General features: G+C 62.1%; 20 protein-coding genes. 8 read left to right on the forward strand and 12 right to left on the reverse strand.

The features are described 5' to 3' along the window. Positions 1-131: 131 nt before the first annotated feature. The 5 genes from ACSQ17_RS18825 to ACSQ17_RS18845 all read right to left on the reverse strand — a co-directional run bounded on the left by ACSQ17_RS18825 (position 132) and on the right by ACSQ17_RS18845 (position 4,620). Positions 132-1,727: a malate:quinone oxidoreductase gene (locus ACSQ17_RS18825; RefSeq protein WP_436070082.1), complete on the reverse strand. Its 1,596-nt coding sequence runs from the start codon at positions 1,725-1,727 to the stop codon at positions 132-134. A 285-nt stretch (positions 1,728-2,012) separates the two neighbouring features. Further along, the gene (gene folE / locus ACSQ17_RS18830) at positions 2,013-2,561 is read right to left on the reverse strand and encodes a GTP cyclohydrolase I FolE (RefSeq protein ID WP_436070083.1); all 549 of its coding nucleotides are present in this window, start codon (positions 2,559-2,561) and stop codon (positions 2,013-2,015) included. Between the two features lie 86 nt (positions 2,562-2,647). Continuing rightward, entirely contained in the window at positions 2,648-3,205 is a 558-nt protein-coding gene (locus ACSQ17_RS18835) for a Smr/MutS family protein (RefSeq protein WP_436070084.1), read from the reverse strand. A gap of 379 nt (positions 3,206-3,584) precedes the next feature. Then, positions 3,585-3,905 carry a hypothetical protein gene (locus tag ACSQ17_RS18840; RefSeq protein ID WP_436070085.1) on the reverse strand — a complete coding sequence of 107 codons (321 nt, stop codon included), beginning with the start codon at positions 3,903-3,905 and terminating at the stop codon, positions 3,585-3,587. Between the two features lie 118 nt (positions 3,906-4,023). Next, positions 4,024-4,620, reverse strand: coding sequence for a cysteine hydrolase family protein (locus ACSQ17_RS18845; RefSeq protein ID WP_436070086.1), 597 nt, complete (start codon positions 4,618-4,620; stop codon positions 4,024-4,026). 165 nt (positions 4,621-4,785) lie between these two features. Here ACSQ17_RS18845 and ACSQ17_RS18850 point away from each other — a divergent pair, with 165 nt between their 5' ends. Together ACSQ17_RS18850 and prmB are read left to right on the forward strand one after the other, a co-directional pair. Next, positions 4,786-4,917 carry a hypothetical protein gene (locus ACSQ17_RS18850; RefSeq protein WP_436070087.1) on the forward strand — a complete coding sequence of 44 codons (132 nt, stop codon included), beginning with the start codon at positions 4,786-4,788 and terminating at the stop codon, positions 4,915-4,917. Between the two features lie 75 nt (positions 4,918-4,992). Then, entirely contained in the window at positions 4,993-5,925 is a 933-nt protein-coding gene (gene prmB / locus ACSQ17_RS18855; RefSeq protein ID WP_436070088.1) for a 50S ribosomal protein L3 N(5)-glutamine methyltransferase, read from the forward strand. On the opposite strand, the gene ACSQ17_RS18860 is transcribed toward prmB, so the two are convergent. Next, complete coding sequence (locus ACSQ17_RS18860; RefSeq protein WP_436070089.1) at positions 5,926-9,402, reverse strand: hybrid sensor histidine kinase/response regulator; 3,477 nt, start codon at positions 9,400-9,402, stop codon at positions 5,926-5,928. Positions 9,403-9,644: 242 nt separating this feature from the next. Between ACSQ17_RS18860 and ACSQ17_RS18865 the strand changes: the two genes are divergently transcribed. Both ACSQ17_RS18865 and ACSQ17_RS18870 read left to right on the forward strand, forming a co-directional pair. Beyond that, complete coding sequence (locus ACSQ17_RS18865; RefSeq protein WP_436070090.1) at positions 9,645-10,214, forward strand: GNAT family N-acetyltransferase; 570 nt, start codon at positions 9,645-9,647, stop codon at positions 10,212-10,214. Positions 10,215-10,217: 3 nt separating this feature from the next. Beyond that, the gene (locus tag ACSQ17_RS18870; RefSeq protein ID WP_436070091.1) at positions 10,218-11,123 is read left to right on the forward strand and encodes an AraC family transcriptional regulator; all 906 of its coding nucleotides are present in this window, start codon (positions 10,218-10,220) and stop codon (positions 11,121-11,123) included. On the opposite strand, the gene ACSQ17_RS18875 is transcribed toward ACSQ17_RS18870, so the two are convergent. Beyond that, on the reverse strand, positions 11,059-11,850 hold the full coding sequence (locus ACSQ17_RS18875; RefSeq protein WP_436070092.1) for a hypothetical protein: 792 nt from the start codon (positions 11,848-11,850) through the stop codon (positions 11,059-11,061). The genes ACSQ17_RS18870 and ACSQ17_RS18875 overlap by 65 nt on opposite strands. Before the next feature lie 70 nt (positions 11,851-11,920). Then, a complete protein-coding gene (locus tag ACSQ17_RS18880) occupies positions 11,921-12,916 on the reverse strand; it encodes an alpha/beta hydrolase (protein WP_436070093.1) in 996 nt (331 codons plus the stop codon). A 161-nt stretch (positions 12,917-13,077) separates the two neighbouring features. On the opposite strand from ACSQ17_RS18880, the gene aroC reads away from it, so the two are divergent. From aroC to ACSQ17_RS18900, 4 genes are all read left to right on the forward strand, one after another. After that, complete coding sequence (gene aroC, locus ACSQ17_RS18885; protein ID WP_160014554.1) at positions 13,078-14,169, forward strand: chorismate synthase; 1,092 nt, start codon at positions 13,078-13,080, stop codon at positions 14,167-14,169. Positions 14,170-14,227: 58 nt separating this feature from the next. Further along, the gene (locus ACSQ17_RS18890) at positions 14,228-15,379 is read left to right on the forward strand and encodes an MFS transporter (RefSeq protein ID WP_436070094.1); all 1,152 of its coding nucleotides are present in this window, start codon (positions 14,228-14,230) and stop codon (positions 15,377-15,379) included. Between the two features lie 58 nt (positions 15,380-15,437). After that, a complete protein-coding gene (locus tag ACSQ17_RS18895; RefSeq protein ID WP_436070095.1) occupies positions 15,438-15,986 on the forward strand; it encodes an acireductone dioxygenase in 549 nt (182 codons plus the stop codon). 75 nt (positions 15,987-16,061) lie between these two features. Then, entirely contained in the window at positions 16,062-16,253 is a 192-nt protein-coding gene (locus tag ACSQ17_RS18900) for a PLDc N-terminal domain-containing protein (protein ID WP_090247827.1), read from the forward strand. A 94-nt stretch (positions 16,254-16,347) separates the two neighbouring features. Here ACSQ17_RS18900 and ACSQ17_RS18905 read toward each other — a convergent pair whose 3' ends face one another. The 4 genes from ACSQ17_RS18905 to ACSQ17_RS18920 all read right to left on the reverse strand — a co-directional run bounded on the left by ACSQ17_RS18905 (position 16,348) and on the right by ACSQ17_RS18920 (position 20,393). After that, positions 16,348-16,845, reverse strand: coding sequence for a methylated-DNA--[protein]-cysteine S-methyltransferase (locus ACSQ17_RS18905; RefSeq protein ID WP_436070096.1), 498 nt, complete (start codon positions 16,843-16,845; stop codon positions 16,348-16,350). 6 nt (positions 16,846-16,851) lie between these two features. Beyond that, positions 16,852-17,739 carry a DNA-3-methyladenine glycosylase family protein gene (locus tag ACSQ17_RS18910; RefSeq protein ID WP_436070097.1) on the reverse strand — a complete coding sequence of 296 codons (888 nt, stop codon included), beginning with the start codon at positions 17,737-17,739 and terminating at the stop codon, positions 16,852-16,854. A gap of 98 nt (positions 17,740-17,837) precedes the next feature. Next, positions 17,838-19,280 carry a methyl-accepting chemotaxis protein gene (locus ACSQ17_RS18915; RefSeq protein ID WP_436070098.1) on the reverse strand — a complete coding sequence of 481 codons (1,443 nt, stop codon included), beginning with the start codon at positions 19,278-19,280 and terminating at the stop codon, positions 17,838-17,840. A 141-nt stretch (positions 19,281-19,421) separates the two neighbouring features. After that, positions 19,422-20,393 carry an AraC family transcriptional regulator gene (locus ACSQ17_RS18920; protein WP_436070517.1) on the reverse strand — a complete coding sequence of 324 codons (972 nt, stop codon included), beginning with the start codon at positions 20,391-20,393 and terminating at the stop codon, positions 19,422-19,424. Between the last annotated feature and the right edge of the window lie 131 nt (positions 20,394-20,524).

Consider the following 20,524-nt stretch of genomic DNA (forward strand, 5'->3'; position numbering starts at 1 on the left):
GTTGTTTGCGAGGCAATAAAAAACCGGCTTGTGGCCGGTTTTTTATTGCGCGCCATCCATGGCCGCAGCGTGTGTCGCGCGAGGCGACGGTAAACAGTGCTTCTGGCAATTTGCATTGCCCAACAGGCGCTTTACTGCGCCTGGCTGACCTCTGGTGTGAGGGCCAGCGGCGGCACTTCAACGAACTCCAGTTGCAGGCGTTCGCTGCTCCAGGCGCGGGTCTGGTTGGTCAGCGCCAGGTCGTCGTTCAGCTTTTGGCCGTAGGACGGGATGATTTCTTTCAGCTTGGTTTGCCACTCAGGGCTCTGCATCTTGTCCTTGAAGGTCTTCTCCAGCACCGAGAGCATGATCGGCGCGGCTGTCGAGGCCCCTGGCGAGGCACCGAGCAGGGCGGCGATGCTGCCATCGGCGGCGCTGACCACTTCGGTGCCGAACTGCAGAATGCCGCCGTGTTCGGCGTCTTTCTTGATGATCTGCACGCGCTGGCCGGCCTGGATCAGTTCCCAATCTTCTGACTTGGCATTGGGGAAGTACTCGCGCAGTGAAGCCATGCGGTCTTCCTGGCTGAGCATCAGTTGGCCCATCAGGTAGGTGCTGAGCGAGAAGTTATCGATACCGGCATGGGTCATCGGCAGGATGTTGTCGGTGGTCAGGGCGCTGAAGGTGTCGAGCAGCGAGCCGTTTTTCAGGAACTTGGTGGAGAAGGTGGCGAACGGCCCGAACAGCAGCACTTTCTTGCCATCGATCACCCGAGTGTCCAGGTGTGGTACGGACATCGGCGGCGAACCGACCGACGCCTTGCCATACACCTTGGCCTGGTGCTGGGCGACGATCTCCGGGTTGCTGGTGGCGAGGAACGAGCCGCCGACCGGGAAGCCGGCATAGCCTTCGGCTTCGCTGATGCCGGACATCTGAAGCAGTTTCAGTGCCGCACCGCCGGCACCGATAAACACGAACCTGGCGTTGATGGTTTTCTCGGCGCCGCCGTTGGCCAGATCAGCCACCCGTATGTTCCAGGTGTTGTCGGCATTGCGCTCGATACCGCGTACTTCATGCTGCAGGTTGAGGCTGACGTTGGCCTGCTGGCTCAGCGAGCCGAACAGCTGGCGGGTGATCTCACCAAAGTTGACATCGGTGCCGATCGATACACGGGTGGCGGCGAGCGTCTGCCCGGGCTCGCGGCCTTGCATCACCAGCGGTGCCCATTGCTCGATCTGCTGCGGATCTTCGGAATACTGCATGCCGCGGAACAGCGAACTGGCCTGCAGGGCGGCGTGGCGCTTCTTGAGGAACGCGACGTTGTCATCACCCCAGACGAAGCTCATGTGCGGCACGTTGTTGATAAACGAAGGCGGGTTGTTCAGCACCTTGCGTTCAACCTGGTAGGCCCAGAACTGCTTGGAAATCTCGAAGGCTTCGTTGATCGCCACCGCCTTGCTGATGTCGATGCTGCCGTCGGCCAGCTCCGGGGTGTAGTTCAGTTCGCAGAAGGCCGAGTGGCCGGTGCCGGCGTTGTTCCAGGCGTTGGAGCTTTCACTGGCCACCTGGTCGAGGCGTTCGTAGATATCAATACTCCAGCCCGGCTCCAGCTCGTTCAGGTAGGTGCCCAGGCTGGCACTCATGATGCCGCCGCCAATCAGCAGGACATCCACGGTTTTTTCCGGCTCGGGGTGCTTGGCGCAACCAAGCAGGCCCAGGCACAGCAGGGGCAAGAGGAGTTTTTTCATAAGAACGGACCATTTCAAATTGCAGTGACAGGGCTGTCCTGCGTCACATCGGGACTTGGCCGTTCGCAAGAAGCATGCCGCGCCCAGCGAGCTCGGCGCTGCGACGATCTGGCACAGGGTCGGCGGCTTATGCGCCAGTCAGTGGTGGCGTGATCTCGCCAGATTGGCGGCCATTGCTCTGGGTATATGGCGGGTTTTCGCCATGCTTCGCCGGGCGTCTGCTGCCAGGGGCTTGCGCGCATAAAAAAACCGGCCTGGGCCGGTTTCTGCTGTCGCAGGGCTTGATCAGTTATTGACCAGGCTGAGGAACTCGCTGCGGGTGGCAGCGTTTTCGCGGAACTCGCCGAGCATCACCGAGGTGACCATGGAGGAATTTTGCTTCTCCACGCCGCGCATCATCATGCACATGTGCTGGGCTTCGATCACCACAGCCACACCTAGGGCGCCGGTTACTTGCTGAATAGCCTCGGCGATTTGTCGGCTGAGGTTTTCCTGAATCTGCAGGCGCCGTGCGTACATGTCGACGATACGCGCAACCTTCGACAGGCCGAGTACCTTGCCGTTGGGGATATAAGCGACGTGGGCCTTGCCGATAAAGGGCAGCAGGTGGTGCTCGCACAACGAATACAGTTCGATGTTCTTCACCAGCACCATTTCGCTGTTATCGGAGCTGAACAGCGCGCCATTGGTGACTTCTTCCAGGTTTTGCTGGTAACCCTTGCACAGGTACTGCATGGCTTTGGCGGCGCGCTTGGGGGTGTCGAGCAGGCCTTCGCGGGACACATCCTCGCCAAGCTGGCCAAGGATCGCGGTGTAGTTTTGTTCCAGGGGCATGGACAGTCTCGTAGGTCTTTCTAAAGCGCGCAGGTTAGGCCGCGAGGATCGGGCTGGCAAGTGCACAGGCCGCCAACGGCAGGAGCTTATTCGTCGCGTCCATCCATCATGGTGCGCTTGAGCATCACGTACACCGCGCCGGTACCGCCGTGCTTGGCCAGGCAGGAGGTGAAACCGAGTACTTGCGGGTGCTGGCGCAGCCAGGTGTTGACGTGGCTTTTGATCATCGGTTTGCGACCATCCATGCGCACAGCTTTGCCATGGGTGACGCGCACGCAGCGCACTTCCAGCTTGTTGGCTTCGGCGATGAACTCCCAGAGGGTGTCGCGGGCTTTTTCCACGCTCATGCCATGCAGGTCGAGGCTGCCCTCGAAGCTGATCTGGCCCAGCTTGAGCTTGCGCATCTGGCCTTCCTGCACGCCGTTGGCCGCCCAGTACAGCGGGTCTTCGGCCCCCACGTCGATGACGAACTGATCGGACAGGCCATCGACCTTGATACTGTCCACGCGCGCCGTAGCTGCCTGGCGCAGGGTCGCCAACTGAGCTCGGTTGGCTTTTGGTTTGCCGGTGTCGGCGCGGTCATGCTTGATGGGCTTGACGCCGCGCAACTCGGCTTTAAATAGGGAAAAATCGTCGTCTTGCATTAGGGGCTGTTCCCGTTTCGTTCGCGGTCGCGCCGGAGCCTGTTTTAGCGCGAGGCAAGGCACGAGACACGAAGTTTGGTTGTTCCAAATGAGTGTCGAGAAACGCAGCATCGCGCTAAAACAGGCCCGTCCCTTCGGGTTGCGCGAAAAATCTCGCCATGCGGTGTTGGAGGACTTGGCAAGGGAACAACCATTACCTGCGTCCTCCGCAATCCCCATGGATGGGGTGAATGCCGCAAGCCCGCCGGGAGCGGGCGCGGCCTAGCCTGGCGAGATTTTGCGCAGCAACGCGATTCGCGACGAAGCGGGAACAGACCCTAGGGCCTCCGCGAAGGCCGCTAGTGTAACCAAGCTGTCGGTGTTCGTGCTGGGTTGGGCTTCAGTCGCGTTTTTTCAGCAGATGCGGGGCCATGTTCAGGTCGTTGGCGCGGCGTGCACGGCGGCGGCAGCGGCGCCAGAGCATGATGCCGACATACAGCAAAGTCAGGCCGATCACGGCGAACAGGCTGGCGGCCACCGCTGATTCGTTGAGCGGGCCGAGCACCGAGTGCTGGCCGAGCAGGGCGGCAATGCCGGCCATGCTCAGCAGAATGCCAAACGTCGCCAGCAAGGCGGCCAATGCAGCTCCCAGGCGCGTGCGCCAACTGCCAGCACTGCGCGGGCGCAGGCGGCGAGCGTCAAAACCATCGGATAGCTTCATGATGCCGATTTCCTCATGCCGATTGACTCAGTGGCTATCGGCGCTATGACCGGCCACTGCCGGTGTGGTTCAACAGTCACTGCCCAGGGTGTGATCGCGCACGCGTTTGTCCGCGGTCTCAGAGCAGCGCGCTGGCGCGTGGCACCACGGCGGCAAAGTTGTCGGCCAGGGCGATCATCTCAGCCCGGTGCATGTCTGCCGCGCTGATCACCTGGCCGTCGAGCGTCGGCAGGTCGCGGGTGGCGCACGCTGCATCGACCACGGTGCAGCGGTAACCATAGTCCTTGGTGGCGCGTACCGTGGTGCTGATGCTGGAGTGGGTCATAAAGCCGCAGACAATCAGGTCCAGCCGGCCCAGGGCCTGCAGGCGTTCATGCAGGTCGGTGCCGGTGAAGGCATTGGGCATGCGCTTCTCGACGATGATCTCGCCTGGCAGCGGTGCGGCTTGCGGCAGGTGCGCACCGCGTGGTCCGCGCGGGTCGAGCAGGCCATCGGGGATGCCCAGGTGTTTGACGTGAACGATGGCGCTGCCCAGGTCACGGGCCGCTGCGAGCAGTTTGGCGATTTCCTCCAGCGCAGCGTCCAGCCCCGGCAGTTGCAACACGCCGCTGCGGTACTCCTCTTGCGCATCGATAACCAGCAAGGTCGCATTGCTCAGGCTGGCGGGGGCATGGCCGCGGCCTGTGAGGGCGAAGAGCGTTTGTGGGGTGGACATGGCAGCAACTCCAGGCAGACAGACTCCGGCCATTGTCCGCCTGTGCGACGCTGCTGTGAACCGTTGCGCTGCTCGTTGTGTCGATGATCTTGCCTGCGCTCGTTGCAGCGCGCAGAATCGACTGCAAGCCGAGGACTGGCACGTGTAAGCAGAAGGAGTTGCGTGATGAGCCTGATCGCCTTGTTTTCCGAATATTTCTGGTTGCTCTTCGCCCTGGCGATTTCCATCGCCGTACTGCGCGAGCTGTGCATCAAGCGTGATCCACCGTCCTCCCACGAGTCACGCAGCAATCAGTAGTCGTGCACGCGCAGGGCCGCGCTGGTAGCCATGAATGGGCTAGAATGCGCGACTTTTTTCCTGCGGAGAGCTGCCGTGAGCGACGCTACAAACGCCTATCCAACCCGTCTGCGCACCATCCGTGACTACATTCGCTGGGCCGTCAGCCGCTTTCATGGCGAAGAGCTGTTTTTCGGCCACGGCACCGACAATGCCTGGGATGAAGCCCGCCAACTGGTGTTAGGAGCGCTGCACCTGCCGTATGAAATCGCCGACAGCTACCTCGACTGTCGCCTGGATGACGCCGAACACCAGTACCTGCACAACCTGCTGCAACAGCGTATCGAGGCGCGTGTGCCCACCGCCTACCTGCTCGGTGAGGCCTGGTTCTGTGGTTTACCTTTTATCGTGGATCAGCGCGTGCTGATTCCCCGCTCACCGATTGCCGAGCTGATCGAGCAGCATTTCGAGCCCTGGCTGGCGCTGGAGCCGGCGCGGATTCTCGACCTGTGCACCGGCTCGGGCTGTATCGGCATCGCCTGCGCCTATGAGTTCCCCGAGGCTGAAGTGGTGCTCGGTGATTTGTCGTTTGAGGCCCTGGAAGTGGCCAACCAGAATATCGAGCGCCATGGCCTGGAAGAGCGTGTGTACACCGTGCAGGGCGATGGCTTTGCCGGGCTGCCGGGTCAGCGTTTCGACCTGATCGTGTCCAACCCACCCTATGTGGATGCCGAAGATTTCGCCGACATGCCGGCTGAGTACCAGCATGAGCCGGAGCTGGGCCTGGCTTGCGGCGAGGATGGCCTGGACCTGGTGCGGCGCATGCTGGCCGAAGCGGCGGACCACCTGACTGAAAAGGGTGTGCTGATTGTTGAGGTGGGCAACAGCCAGGTGCACGTCGAGGCGTTGTACCCGGAAGTCGACTTCACCTGGCTGGAATTCGAGCGCGGCGGTCACGGCGTGTTCCTGCTCGCAGCTGCGCAGTGCCGCGAGCATCAGGCGCTGTTCCAGCAGCGCCTGCTGGGCTGATCAACGTAACGTCAGGTGCCGGCTGAGCAAGGCGCGTAAGGCCGCCGGTTTGACTGGCTTGCTCAGGTAATCCAGGCCGGCGGCATGTACCTGGGCGATCAGCTCGGGGCGGCCGTCGGCGCTGATCACCACGCCCGGCAGTGGCTCGGCCAGACGCGTGCGCAGCCAGGCCATCAGTTCGGTGCCGGTTTCGCCGTCATCCAGGTGAAAATCCACCAGCGCCAGGTGCGGGCGCACGTTCTCACTCAGCAGATGCTCACATTCCAGCCGGTTACGCGCCGTCCACACCTGGCATCCCCAGCGTGACAGCAGGCTGTACATGCCGGTGAGGATGCTGTCTTCATTGTCCACACAGAGCACCTGAGTGCCGGCCAGTGCCTGACCGGGCTGTTCCAGCGTGGCCACGGGTTTAGCGGCTTCAGCCTGCTGCGCCAGGGGTACGGTGACGCTGAACACGCTGCCTTTGCCCGGCCAGGAGCGCACTTCCAGCTTGTGTTCCAGTACCCGGCACAGGCCGTCGGCAATCGCCAGGCCCAGGCCCAGGCCTTTTTCGGCGCGGGTCTGGTGGCTATCCAGACGTTTGAATTCCTCGAAAATCACCTTGCGTTTGTCATCCGGGATGCCGGGGCCACGGTCCCAGACTTCCAGGCGCAACTGTTGGCCCTGGTGGCGTACCCCCAGCACCACACGGCCCTTGGCATAGCGGAAGGCGTTGGTCAGGAAGTTCTGCAGAATGCGCCGTAGCAGTTTGATATCGCTGTCGACCCGTAGCCTGCTGCCGTACAGGCGGAAATCCACGCCATGCTCGGCGGCCAGCACCCGGAACTCCGCGCCCAGGGTGTCGAACAGGCTGTTCAGCACAAATGCCTGGCGATCCGGGGTAATACGGCCGTTTTCCAGGCGCGAGATGTCTAGCAAGTCGCTGATCAGGTCTTCGGCCGAACGCAGCGAACTGTCCAGGTGACGCACCAGTTCACGGGCGTCGCTGGGCAAGGCGTCATCCTGGTGGGCGAGGGCGGCGGAGAACAGTCGCGCGGCATTCAGTGGTTGCATCAGGTCGTGGCTGACCGCCGCGAGGAAGCGGGTTTTCGACTGGTTAGCCGCTTCCGCCACGCGCTTGGCTTCGATCAGCGCCTGGTTCAACTGCGACAGCTCCTGAGTACGGGCGCTGACCCGTTGTTCCAGGCCTTCATTGGCGTCCTTCAAGGCGCGCTCGGCTTCGCGGAACTCGGTGATGTCGGTAAAACTCATGACGAAGCCGCCGCCGGGCATGGGGTTGCCGATCAGCTCGATGACCCGGCCGTTGGGGAACAGCCGCTCGGAGGTGTGCGCAGTGCCCTGGCGCATCCAGTACAGGCGTTTGCTGACATGCTCCTCGATATCGCCGCCGCCAAGCAGGCCGCGTTCGGCATTGAAACGGATCAGCTCGGCCACCGGCCGGCCGACATACACCTGGCCCTCGGGGTAGTTGAATAGCTCGATATAACGACGGTTCCAGGCCACCAGTCGCAGCGACTGGTCAACCACACTGATGCCCTGGGTGATGTTCTCGATGGCACCCTGCAACAGGGCGCGGTTGAATTGCAGCACCTCCGAGGCTTCGTCGACGATGCGCACCACGTCCTCGACATGCATCTCGCGGCCTTCGATGGCGGCCTTGACCACAGCGCGGGTCGAGGATGCCCCCAATACGCCGGCCAGCAGCCGTTCGGTGTGGGCGATCCAGTCGCTGGTGGCGGTCTGGTTGGGGTCAAAACCCTTGCCCTGACGGTAGGCAAAGCGCATGAAGCTTTGCCGCGCGCGGTCTTCACCGACAAAGCGGTTGGCCAGCAGCAACAGGTCGCCGACCTGCACTGCGAGCATGCTGCGGTTGCTCGGTTTGGTGCCCAGGTCGTGGCCGATAAAACGTCCGGCTTGCCAGTGTTCGGCCACGCGTGTGCGCGAGAACCAGGAAACCCAGGCAAACAGCAGGAAATTACCGGCCAGCGAGAGCACCACGCCGCGGGTCAGAGGGTCGACCTGGAAGCCAATCGGGCCATACAGCAGGCTGTGCAGGCCGGGGAAGATTTCCAGCGGCCAGCCCAGCCCGCGTGCCACCAGCGGTATGACCAGGGTGTAGAGCCAGATCAGCGCGCCCAAAAACAGGCCGGCAAACACGCCCTGGCGATTGGCCTGCTTCCACACCAGTGCACCGAACATCGCCGGAGCCAGCTGGCCAATAGCGGCAAAGGACACCTGGCCGATGGTGGCCAGGCTGGCGTTGGAACCGAGCAGGCGATAGCACACGTAAGCCAGCAGCAGAATCAGTACGATGCTCACTCGGCGCGCAGTGAGCATCCAGTAGCGGAATGCCTCGAACGGTCGCTCGGCGTTTTTGCGCCGCAGCAGGGCAGGCAGCAGCATGTCATTGGAGATCATGGTGGAGAGCGCCACCGACGCGACAATCACCATGCCGGTGGCTGCCGATGCGCCGCCGATAAAGGCCAGCAGTGCCAACGCCGGATGCGCCTCGGCCAGTGGCAGGCTGATGACGAAGGAATCCGGGCTGACGCCGTCGGGCAGCAGCATCTGCCCAGCCAGGGCGATGGGCACCACAAACAGCGCCGCGAGAGTCAGGTAGGCGGGGAATACCCAGCGCGCCAGACGCAGGTCCTTGGGCTCGATGTTTTCCACCACGGTGACATGAAACTGCCGGGGCAGGCAGATGATGGCGATCATCGCCAGGCCGGTCTGCATCATCATGGCTGGCCAGTTCACGGTCTCGGCCCAGAACGTATCCAGCTCGGGATTGGCCTGCGCCTTGCTGAACAGGTCGCCGAAACCGTTGTACAGGCCATAGGTGACAAAGGCACCGACGGCGAGGAAAGCCAGCAGTTTGACCAGCGACTCGAAGGCAATCGCCAGGACCATGCCACGGTGGTGCTCGGTGACATCCAGATTGCGTGTGCCGAACAATATTGTGAACAGTGCCAGGACCAGCGAAACGATCAGCGCCGTGTCCTGGGCGCTGGTGCCACTGGCGCTGGCGCCTTCGCCAATCAGCAGGTTGACCCCCAGCACGATGCCTTTGAGCTGCAGCGCGATATAGGGCAGCACGCCAACCAGGCAGACCAGCGCCACCACCACCGCCAGCGCCTGGGACTTGCCATAGCGCGCGGCAATAAAGTCGGCAATCGAGGTGATGTTCTCCTGTTTGCTGATCATCACCATCTTCTGTAGCACCCAGGGTGCGAACACCAGAATGATGATCGGCCCGAGGTAGATCGGCAGAAATGACCACAGCTGTTCCGCGGCCTGACCGACTGCGCCGAAGAATGTCCAGCTGGTGCAGTACACCGCCAGCGACAGTGAGTACACCCAGGCCCGTACGCGTGGCGGCATGGGCGTGGCGCGGCGGTCGCCATAGAAGGCAATGGCGAACAGGGTGGCCATGTAAATCAGCGCTACTGCGGCGATCAGCCCACTGGACAGGGTCATGCAAGCTCCGAAAGCAAACTATAGGGGGCGGCCGGGGTCATATCTGGCAGCGCAGCGGCTGCCCAGAGCCTAGCGCATCAGCGGCCGCGGCAGATGATGTGCGTCAGTCTCGCAGCAAAGTGGCGGTGCGTCAGGTACGACCAAGGTCGCACGGACATAGCGTCTCTTACTGTTGTGGATTGTGCACACTGATTGGCCCTGTTAGCGTGTCGCGCTTGCGACTCTGTCCGAGGAGGGACCCTATGTTCAAGCCGCAACTGATTACCCTGCAACGTGGCGGATTACGCATCGAGCCGATGGTCGATGCCGATATTCCCGCGCTGATCAGCCTGGCCGACGCCAATCGCCAGGAGCTGATCTACATGAATGGCAGCCAGCGTCTGGACTGGTATCGCCAGGGCTTGCTTGAGCAGCGTGAAGGACGAGCCTTGCCTTTTGTTATCCGCCTGGGCGACCAGTTGGTGGGCACTACTCGTTTCGGCGACTTTATGAACACCTTGCCGGCGACGGAGATCGGCTGGACTTGGCTGGATCGTAGCCAGCACGGCACGGGCCTGAATACTACGATCAAGTACCTGATGCTCCGACATGCCTTCGAGAACTGGAGCATGGTGCGGGTGCAGCTAAAGACCGCTGCCAGCAATCTGCGTGCACAGCGCGCCATCGAAAAACTCGGTGCGCAACGTGAAGGGTTGCTGCGCAATCACCGTCGCCTGGCCGATGGCCGTCTGGATGATACGGTGCTGTACAGCATCACCGATCACGATTGGCCGGCGCTCAAGCAGCAACTGGAGGCGCGTTTCGGCGGTTGAGGTATGGCCCAGGCAAGCAGCGAACAGACACATTTCTGGCAATCACCCGAGTTGGGCGGGATTGAGCTGCTGCACGCGCATTACGTCGAGCAGCGGTTTTCTCCGCATGTGCACGAAGGTTTTGTATTCACCGTAATCGAGCACGGCGCGCAGCGCTTTCGTCATCGCGGCAGTGATCATCTGGCGCCTGCGGGCAGCATGGTGCTGATCAATCCAGATGAGCTGCACACCGGCTCCAAGGCCCATGAGCAAGGCTGGCGTTACCGTGCGTTTTACCCGGATAACGCCCAGGTCTGTGGGGTGCTGGACGAGCTTGAGTTGGGGCGTCAGGGCATGCCGTCTTTTGCGTTCAGCGTGCTGCAGGACGTCCAGCTGCATCGTCAGTTTCAGGCGCTGCATCAGTTGCTTGATCAGCAGGCCTCGGCGTTGCAGCTGCAAACCGCCTGGCGTGAGGCGATCCTGCTGCTGTTTCAGCGTCATGCACGTCTGCCAGAGGGACTGGCACCGGGGCATGAGCCACTTGCCGTAAGTCGCGCCAAGGAATTGCTCAGCAGCCAGTTGGCAGCGCCGCCGTCGCTGGAGGAGTTGGCACGGGCGGTGGGCTTGTCGGCCTTTCATTTCGCCCGGGTGTTTCGCCGTGCCACCGGCTTGCCGCCGCACAGCTGGCTGATGCAGCGCCGCCTGGAGCAGGCGCGGGCGCTATTACGCAATGGTTGTGCGCCGCTGACGGTGGCCATGCAGCTGGGCTTTGCCGACCAGAGTCACCTGAGCCGGCAGTTCAAGCAGGCCTATGGCGTGGCACCAGGGCAGTACCGCCAGGCCAGTACCGCCAGGCCAGTAGCCGTTAGCGGGTGGCAATCCAGATCAGCAACCCCGCCTGAAATACACAGAATGCCACCAGGCAGGTGATGGTGAAGCGCAGGCCGCCATCTTCGCGTTTGAAAACCGCGATGCGTTCTTCCAGTTTGCGAATTTTCACGTCCTGTTCGCGCAGGCTCTGATCGGCCTGTTGCAGCATGCTGGCCGCATCCAGCAGCTCGACTATCTGCACTTTTTCCGTGTGCCAGTCGCTGTGCAGCGCGCTGACTCTCGGCGCGCCGCATTGCGCCTTGATCTGTAGCGGGTCGAGGTATTCGACGACGAAACCCTGAGCCTGCAAGCAGTGATCGCGGCGGGCACGGGCTTCCTCGGTAAAGGCATCCTTGCTGGGCAGGGGGCTGTGCTGCACTTGGTAATGAGCGAAATGCTGACGCGCCCAGGCAATCCCCTGGGCCAGCAGAAAACGTCCCAGGCCACGGTTTTCCGGCTCTACGTGCAGGCCTTTGTCCGGGCCGAAACGCACCAGGCGTTGCTCGTGATCGGCCCACACTTCGAGGATGTTCTGTTCCTTGCGTACCCGTTGTCCGGGCAGCTGCAACGTCAGGCGCAGCAGGCTGTGCTGTTTGCCCAGGCGTTCAACCCGGCCCAGCTGGATAAAGCGCAGCGGCCGTGCGCCGGTATGGCGATCGGTCGGCAAGGCGGTCAGGCGCAGCAGGCGAAAGTATTCGGGCGGCAGCTCGGCCCATGGATGGGCTTGTTCGACCACTTCCTGGGCGGTGGTGTCGATGTCGGTGTGCGGCTCTGGGCTGTCAGTCATAAGCGAAAATCCTGGGCGCGACGCCAATGGAAGCGACGCCTGGTCACTGCGCTTATCGGCCGCCGCCCGGCTAACTGGAGGCTGGCATTGTGCCGCTGCGCTGGATGAATTGGGCGATCTGCTCGCCAAGGCCTTGTGCCAACGGTAGTCGAGGATTGTCGTAGCTGGCCAGTTGCGCGGCTAAATCCACTGCGCTGATGCGCAGCATATGGTTCATGCCGGGGATGATCAGCAGCTCGGCATCGGGTTTGGCAGCCTTGAGGGCGCGGGCATCGGCGACGCTGACCTGAATGTCATGGCTGCCTTGCACAATCAGCGTCGGGATTTGCAGGCGGGCAAAGGCCTGGCCGGGGTCTTGCTGCAGCAGCGTGATCAGGTAGGGCTGCACGCTGGGGCGAAACAATACCTGCAAGGGCTTGGGCACCTGCGGCGTGAGTTGCCCGGCCAGCAGGCGGTCGAGCAGGTGATTGCTCTGGGCCAGCTGATCCGGCGGCAGGCGCGCGGCCAGTTGTTCACGCAGCAGTTGGTCGACCGGTCGGGAGCTGCCGGCAATCGCTACCAGTGCATCGGCCTGAGCCTGCTCGGCTGCCAGGCTGGCAATCAGCGCGCCTTCGCTGTGGCCGATCAGGATCAGCCGATCAAATGCCGGGTTGGCCTTGAGCTGTTGCGCCCAGCCGACGGCATCGCTGACATAGCCCGTGACGCTCAGGTCGCGTTCATCCGGCGTGGCTGCGCGGCTGGCGGCTACACCGCGCTTGTCGTAGCGCAGGCTGGCGATGCCCTGCTTGGCCAGGCTCTGGGCCAGGCGTTTGAGGCTGTCGTTATGCCCGCCTTCAGGGTTGTTGCCGTTACGGTCGGTGGGGCCGGAGCCGGCAATCAGCAGGGCAACCGCTACCGGCGAAGTGCCGCTGGGTTTGAGTAAGGTGCCATGCAGGGTGCCTTGCGCGGTCGGCAGGCGTACCGACTGTTCCACGCTGCCGTGTGTGACGACCTGTGGAGCCGCATGCAGCGGGGTTTGCAGCAGGGTGGTGCTCACCAGAAGAGGCAACAGAAGGTCTCGCAACATGGGGGACAACTGCCAGGGAGGAAACCGTTGGACGTTTATTAGCCCTGAAGGTTCGAGGATGATCTGGGCGAACGCCACGGGTATACTCGCCGCCTTCACTCAAATAGGGTCTTGCGCGCATTGGCGCGGCCCTGCGCTGATTTTCGCGGAGCGTTTTGCACATGTCCGGCAATACCTACGGCAAGCTGTTCACTGTCACCACTGCTGGCGAAAGCCATGGCCCGGCATTGGTCGCCATTGTCGATGGCTGCCCGCCAGGTCTGGAAATCAGCCTGGAAGACCTGCAGCGTGACCTCGACCGGCGCAAGCCCGGCACCAGTCGCCACACCACGCAGCGCCAGGAAGCCGACGAGGTGGAAATCCTGGCCGGGGTGTTCGAGGGCAAGACCACCGGCTGCTCGATTGGTCTGCTGATCCGCAATACCGACCAGAAGTCCAAGGACTACTCGGCGATCAAGGATTCCTTCCGCCCGGCCCACGCCGATTACACCTATCACCACAAATACGGCATCCGTGACTACCGCGGCGGTGGCCGCAGTTCGGCACGCGAGACGGCGATGCGCGTTGCCGCTGGCGCCATCGCCAAGAAGTACCTGGCCACTCAGGGTATCGTGATCCGTGGCTACATGAGCCAGCTGGGGCCGATTGAAATCCCGTTCAAAACCTGGGACAGCGTTGAGCAGAACGCCTTTTTCAGTCCCGACCCGGACAAGGTGCCGGAGCTGGAAGCCTATATGGACCAGCTGCGCCGTGATCAGGATTCGGTCGGTGCGAAAATCACTGTGGTCGCCGAAGGCGTAATGCCTGGCCTGGGTGAGCCGATCTTTGATCGCCTGGACGCTGAGCTGGCCCATGCGCTGATGAGCATCAACGCGGTCAAGGGGGTGGAAATCGGCGCAGGTTTCGCCAGTGTGGCGCAGCGCGGCACCGAACACCGTGACGAGATGACCCCTGAAGGTTTCCTCTCCAACAATGCTGGCGGCATTCTCGGTGGGCTTTCCAGTGGTCAGCCGATTGTGGCCCACCTGGCGCTCAAGCCGACGTCGAGCATCACCACGCCGGGGCGTTCGATCGATATTCACGGCAACCCGGTGGATATCATCACCAAGGGCCGTCATGACCCGTGCGTGGGCATCCGCGCCACACCGATTGCCGAGGCGATGATGGCCATCGTGCTGATGGACCATCTGCTGCGCCACCGTGCGCAGAATGCCGATGTACGGGTCAGCACGCCGGTGCTGCCACAGCTGTGATCAACACTGCTGTGCGGCCACATGCGCTCCGCAGCACGCTGCCGGGTTTGTGTTCAGCATGAGCCCGGTTTTGCCGTACTGGCGTCTGTCCGGCTTCTACTTCTTCTATTTCTCGCTGCTCGGCGCCACCGCGCCGTTCCTTGCGTTGTATTTCGATCACCTGGGATTTTCCGCTGCGCGGATTGGCGAGCTGATCGCCATTCCCATGCTGATGCGCTGCATTGCGCCAAATATCTGGGGCTGGCTGGGCGACCACACCGGTCGGCGGCTGGCCATCGTGCGCTTTGGCGCGCTGTGCACGCTGCTGTGTTTTGCCGGCATCTTTATCAGCCAGAGCTACGCCTGGCTGGCGTTGATCATGGCGCTGCATGCGTTCTTCTGGCATGCGGTATTGCCGCAGTTTGAGGTGATCACCTTCGCCCATCTGAAGGAGCAGGCGGCGCGCTACAGCCAAATCCGCCTGTGGGGCAGCATCGGCTTTATCGTTGCGGTGGTGGGGCTGGGCCAGCTGTTCGAGCTGCTCAGCCTGGATGCCTACCCCTGGGCGCTGATTTTGATCATGGGCGGCATCGTGCTGAGCAGCTGGTGGGTGCCCAATGCCCAGCCGCAGATGCGCCCCAATACTCAGGAGCAGGGCGGTTTTCTTCAGCAGCTGCGGCGGCCGGGGATTCTCGCCTTCTACCTCAGCGCCGGGCTGATGCAACTGAGCAATGGCCCGTACTACACCTTTCTCAGTTTGCACCTGGAAGCGCTGGGTTATTCGCGCGGGGTGATCGGCCAGCTGTGGGCGCTGGGGGTGCTGGCCGAGATTGTGCTGTTTATGTTTATGGCCAGGTTGCTGGCGCGCTATTCCCTGCGTACCGTGCTGCTGGCGAGTTTTCTGATTACCGCCGTGCGTTGGCTGTTGTTGGGCAATCTGGCTGGGCATCTGCCGGTGCTGCTGTTTGCGCAACTGATGCATGCCGCGACCTTTGGCAGCTTTCACGCGGCAGCCATGCATTTTGTCCAGCGCAGCTTTGCTGATCGCCAGCAGGGCCAGGGCCAGGCGTTGTACGCCGCGCTGGCGGGTGTGGGTGGTGCATTGGGGGCGCTGTACTCCGGCTACAGCTGGCACAGCTTGGGCGCCGCCTGGACCTTTGCCATCGCCAGCCTGATTGCCCTGGCTGCGGCGGCGATCACCGCAGGCTATCTGCGTAATGAGCGGCCCTGAACCCTTATCTGTTGAATTGAACCGCTGAATTGAAGCCGACTGTACGAGAGCCCTGAGCATGAGCAGCCTGACCGTCTACCACCAGTCTTCGCCCGAGCACCCGAACAAGCTGTTGACTCACGCCGAAGACATCACCAGCACCCTGGCGGCTGTTGGCGTGCAGTTCAGTCAGCTGCCGGTTCAGCAGGCGGTCACGGCCGGCACACCCGGCGATGAGTTGATGGCTGCCAGCCGCGTACAGATCGACCAGCTTATGAACGCACATGGTTATGCCAGCGCCGAGATCCTGAGCCTGTGTGATGAGCGCGGCGAGGGCAGTGAGCTGGCCCGCAGCCTACGTGCGGAGCAATGTTGTCAGCCGGCTCACCTGCATTACTACCTGGCCGGGCGTGGCCTGTTGGCGCTGCATATCGGCGAGTACGTCTACAGCCTGTTGTGCGAGAAGGGTGATCTGCTGCTGTTGCCCGCCGCTACGGCGCACTGGTTCGATGGCGGCGAGCATCCACGCTTTGCCGTACTGCGCCTGTTTGATAGCCCGCAGGTGCCCGATTTTGTGCCTGTCGCGGGTCATTTTGCTGCTGCCTTTAGCGGGCTGGACGACTGCTGATAGGTAAAGCGGCTGAACTCTTCTGCCCAGCGTCTATCCTACTTAAGCGATCCCTTCGCATAGGAGCGACACCTTATGGGTTCAATGTTCAACGGTTTACTGGGTCTGGTCATTCTGGCGCTGGATATCTGGGCGATTCTCAGCGTCATCAAAAGCAATGCTGAAACGGGCATCAAGGTGTTGTGGATCTTGCTGATCGTCTTGCTGCCGGTGATCGGTCTGATCATCTGGGCACTGCTTGGCCCGCGCGGGACGGTCAAGTTCTAGGATCTGGTACACAGGCGTCGGGTGGATGGCGTTTTATCCATCCACCAGCCACGCTGCCCGTCCCATAGCTCATGGGCGGCTGTAAGGGGCGGGTCTACAACCCCAGCAGCGCCTGTTCCGGCAATTGCGCCCCTTCCAGTTTGAGCAGCAATGCTTTGCGTGGCAGGCCGCCAGCATAACCGGTAAGGCTGCCGTCACGGCCAATCACCCGATGACAGGGAATGATGATGGCAATCGGGTTGGCGCCATTGGCGGCACCGACGGCGCGCACTGCCTTGGGTCGTGCGATCTCGGCGGCGAGGGCGCTGTAGCAGCTGGTTTGGCCAAACGGGATGGTTTGCAGCGCTTGCCAAACAGCTTGCTGAAACGCGGTGCCTTGCGGCGCCAGGCGCACTTCGAAGCGCTGCCGACGCCCGGCGAAATACTCATCCAGTTGCCGGCATACCTCATCCAGTTCATTGGCGGCGCTGCGCCAGTGCTCGCCGATCTGCCAGGGCTTGTCGTCGATATCCATCAGCAGTTGTTGCAGGCCCGTTTCGTCAGCGGCCAACAGCAGGCGACCAATTGGGCTGTCATGGTAGCGGTAGAACATCCGGCGTCATCCTTCTGAGTAGTTGTGCCACAGGTGCGCGGCGGCATAGGCACGCCACGGCCGCCATGCCTCGGCACGGGCCTTGAGTCGTTTGGCATCGATGCCTTCTGGCCCCCACACCGGCGCCTTGAGCAAGCCCAGGTCGCTGGCGGGAAATGCATCGACCTCGCCAAAGGCGCGCAGGGCAATATATTCCGCCGTCCACGGGCCGATACCGGGCAGGGCGCACAGGTGTTCGACAAAAGCCGTGTAGCCGTCCCGCAAATCCAGATGCAGATCGCCACTAGCTACCTGGGCGGCGAAGTGCTGCAAGGTCTGTACGCGCTTGCTGGGCATGCCGATGCCATCCAAATTGGCTTCGGCGATGGCTGCTGGACTGGGGAACAGCCGTTGAAGCTCTGGTGCATCGACACACTGCAGCGGCTCGCCTGCGCGAGTCACCAGACGGCCGGTGATGGTCACCGCTGCCTTGACCGTGACTTGCTGACCCACAATGGCGCGCACGGCCTGCTCGAAGGGTTCAAAAGCGGTGGGCAAACGCAAACCAGGGTTACGCGCAACCAGCGGTCCGAGCTGCGCATCGTTGGCAAAGTGCGCGCTGACCTGCTGCGGCTGGCAGTCCAGATCAAACATCTTGCGCACCCGCGCGGTAAGTGTTGCCAGGCAGGGTTGCAGGGATGGGCTGTAGTCCAGTTGCAGGGCGTGCTGATCCGCCAGCGGCTGCACGCGGAGCCAGCCGTATTGGCCATCCAGTTGCACGCTGCGTGCATAACTGTGCGGTTGCAGGTTTTCCACCCCCGCCAAAGCACGCAAAGCAAAGTGTGCATGGAACTGTTGCCACTGCCAGGGCGGCTGGTAGCTCAGTAGTAGGGTGTGGGGTGGTGATTGGCTCATGGCCGAACAATAACCGCCGTTCGGCTGGCTGTCAGTGCAGAACTGACTTTCAAACTGATGTTTACCCTCTCCCAGGTTTGGGAGAGGGTAAGTGCTAGTTAAGCGCTGGCCACGTGCTTATGCAGCTGATGCGACAGCTGTTCCAGTTGCTGGCCGAGCTGCACCAGTGACTCCTGAGCCTGCAGCAGCTCGGCGCTGGCGGCACGCTGGCGCTGGCTGGCGTCGCGTTGTGCGGCACTGTTGTCGCGTACGTGCATCAGTTGCTGGTGGGCATGGGTGAGTGCCTGGCTGTGCTGCAGGATCGACTGCGACAGGTTGTCGGTCAGCCCGGCATTGCTGCTCAGTGCACTGCTCACATCACTGACCTGGGTGGCCCCGGTGTCGATGATCTGCTGCGACTGGCCCAGCACGTTCTGTACGGTGTCGGCCGTTTCGTTGCTGCGCTGCGAAAGGTTACGCACCTCGTCGGCGACCACCGCAAAGCCGCGGCCATGATCACCCGCGCGGGCGGCTTCGATGGCCGCGTTAAGCGCCAGCAGGTTGGTTTGTTGGGCGATGGCGCTGATCATCTGCATGGATTCGGCAATGCGCTGGTTACTCTGCTGGATGGCCTGCATGCTGGCCTGGGCATCTTCCATACGTTGTGCGCAGGCATTCACCTGGCTGCTGCTGTGCTGGGTGTCCTGGCTGAGCTGCTGCATATGGCCGGTGCTGGAGGCGAGGCTGTCGAGCACTTCATGCAGGGCCAGATCCAGCTGGTGCATGGCGTCGGCCTGCTGTTGCACATCGGTGTCGATGCTCTGGCAGCGTTGGCGAATACCGCTGAGGGTCTGCTGCAACTGGCCAGCCATCTGCAACAGGTCGCTGGCGGTGTTGCGCACTTCATCGACGATGCCGCCGAGCTGATCCTGATTACGTGCGGCGCGTTGACCGAACTCGCGGGATTCATTGAGTGCCTGTTCGGCATCGGCCAGCGCCTGGTTACGCAGTTTCGCGCTGTACCACTGTGCCAGCCACACGGTCAGCACTGGCAGGATGTAGCCCGAGTAGGTGTTGACGGCGGCATCCCGTGGGCTCAGTTCGAACACCGGCAGACTGGCGCCGCTGCGTTCCAGGCGAATCAGCCAGAACACGAACAGCGCCTGCACCAGGCTCCAGACCATGGCGCTGCGGGTGCCGGCCAACAGGTAGGCGAAGACGATAATCACTGCCGGCCAGTAGATATGTGCCGAATGCAGGCCGCCCAATTGGTAGATCAGCAGCATCGAGTAACTGGCCATGCTGGCCAGCGCCATATTGGCTGCCACAGCCAGCGGCAGCATGGCACTGCGCAGTACCAGCAGCATCAGCGGCATGCCCAGCACCAGCAGCAGCGAGCCATACATCAGTGCGTCGTTGCCCAGGCGGCCCCACTTGATGCAGCTGTACAGGCCAATGACCACGCTGCACAAGCCGCTGAAGGCGAGGGTACGGGCCAACAGAATGCTGGCCTGGTCGGTCAAATCATGTGGCAGGAACTGCCCAAGGAAACCCTGTCGCATGAAAACTCCAGTCAGTAGGTTGTACAGCAGTATCGGCGCATATGGCCGCTGGCTTGAGGGTGGAAAGCGCCAATTTGGCGGATGAAATGGCAAAGTGCCAGTTATCTGCTGCGTCGCCCGACGACTTGTCAGTCGCGTTATTCAGCCCAGTGTCTGGCGGTATTGCCCAGGCGTCTGGCCTTTCCAGCGTTTGAAGGCATGCAGGAAATTCGACACCTCGCTGTAGCCCAGGCGCTCGGCAATCTCCTCCTGGCTCAGGCTGGCGATAGCCAGCAGTTCCTCGGCCAGGGCCTGACGCACTTCTTCCTGTAACTGGCGAAAGCTGCTGCCTTGCTCTTCCAGGCGACGGCGCAGGGTACGGCTGCTGATATTCAGCTCGCTGGCGATGACTTCCATATCGGCCAGCCGACCCGGTGTACTCAACAGGCGATCACGAATCTGCCCGGCCAGACCGCTGCGCACCTGACGTTTGGCCAGCAGGGCCTGGCATTGCTGTTCGCAGAGCTGAGCGCTGTGCGGATTGGCGCGGGGCAGGGGCAGATCAAGCAGGTGACGGGAAAAGCTGATGCGGTTTTCTGCGCAGGCAAACTCCGGCAGCAGGCCGAATTGCTCGATAAAGCGTGCAGTGTCAGCCGGCGCCGGCATGCTCAGTTGCACGCGATCCAGGGGCATGCGGTTGCCGGTCAGTTCGCGTTGAATCACCATCACCGCCACGGTGTCGCGCAGCAGGAGAAAGTCGCGCACCTGATCCGGCAAATGGCTACCGTCTAGCTGCAGATGCGCCTGATCGGCGTCTTCACGCAAGCTGATGCGATTAAAGGCAAAAGTCAGGTCCAGGTAGCGCAGGCCCAGGTCGGCAGCCTGGCGGAAGCTCTGACTGCTGAGCAGGGCGTAACCCCAGATGCCATAGGTGGTCAGTTGGTAACGCAGGCCGGCTTGCAGGCCGAGGTCGTCCTGTGTGGGCAGGGCTTCGATCAAGTTGCAGATCAGTTGCAGTTCCTGCGCACCTTCGATTTCACTGTGCAACTCGGCCAGTTGCAGGGGGCTGAGGCCGGTGTGGCGCAGGCACTGCTCGACACTCAAACCGTGATCGAGGCCTAACTGGGTCAGCAGTTGCGCACTGGTAATGCTGCGTCGTGGCAGTGAGTAGGGGATGGCTGGCATACCGTTATCCGCTGATTTGTCCGAAAGTCACAATCGATTGGCCGACTATGCCATAACGTGCCAGGTGGCAGGCAAGTAGC

This window comes from Pseudomonas sp. LjRoot71, assembly GCF_964253255.1.
Taxonomy (GTDB): domain Bacteria; phylum Pseudomonadota; class Gammaproteobacteria; order Pseudomonadales; family Pseudomonadaceae; genus Aquipseudomonas.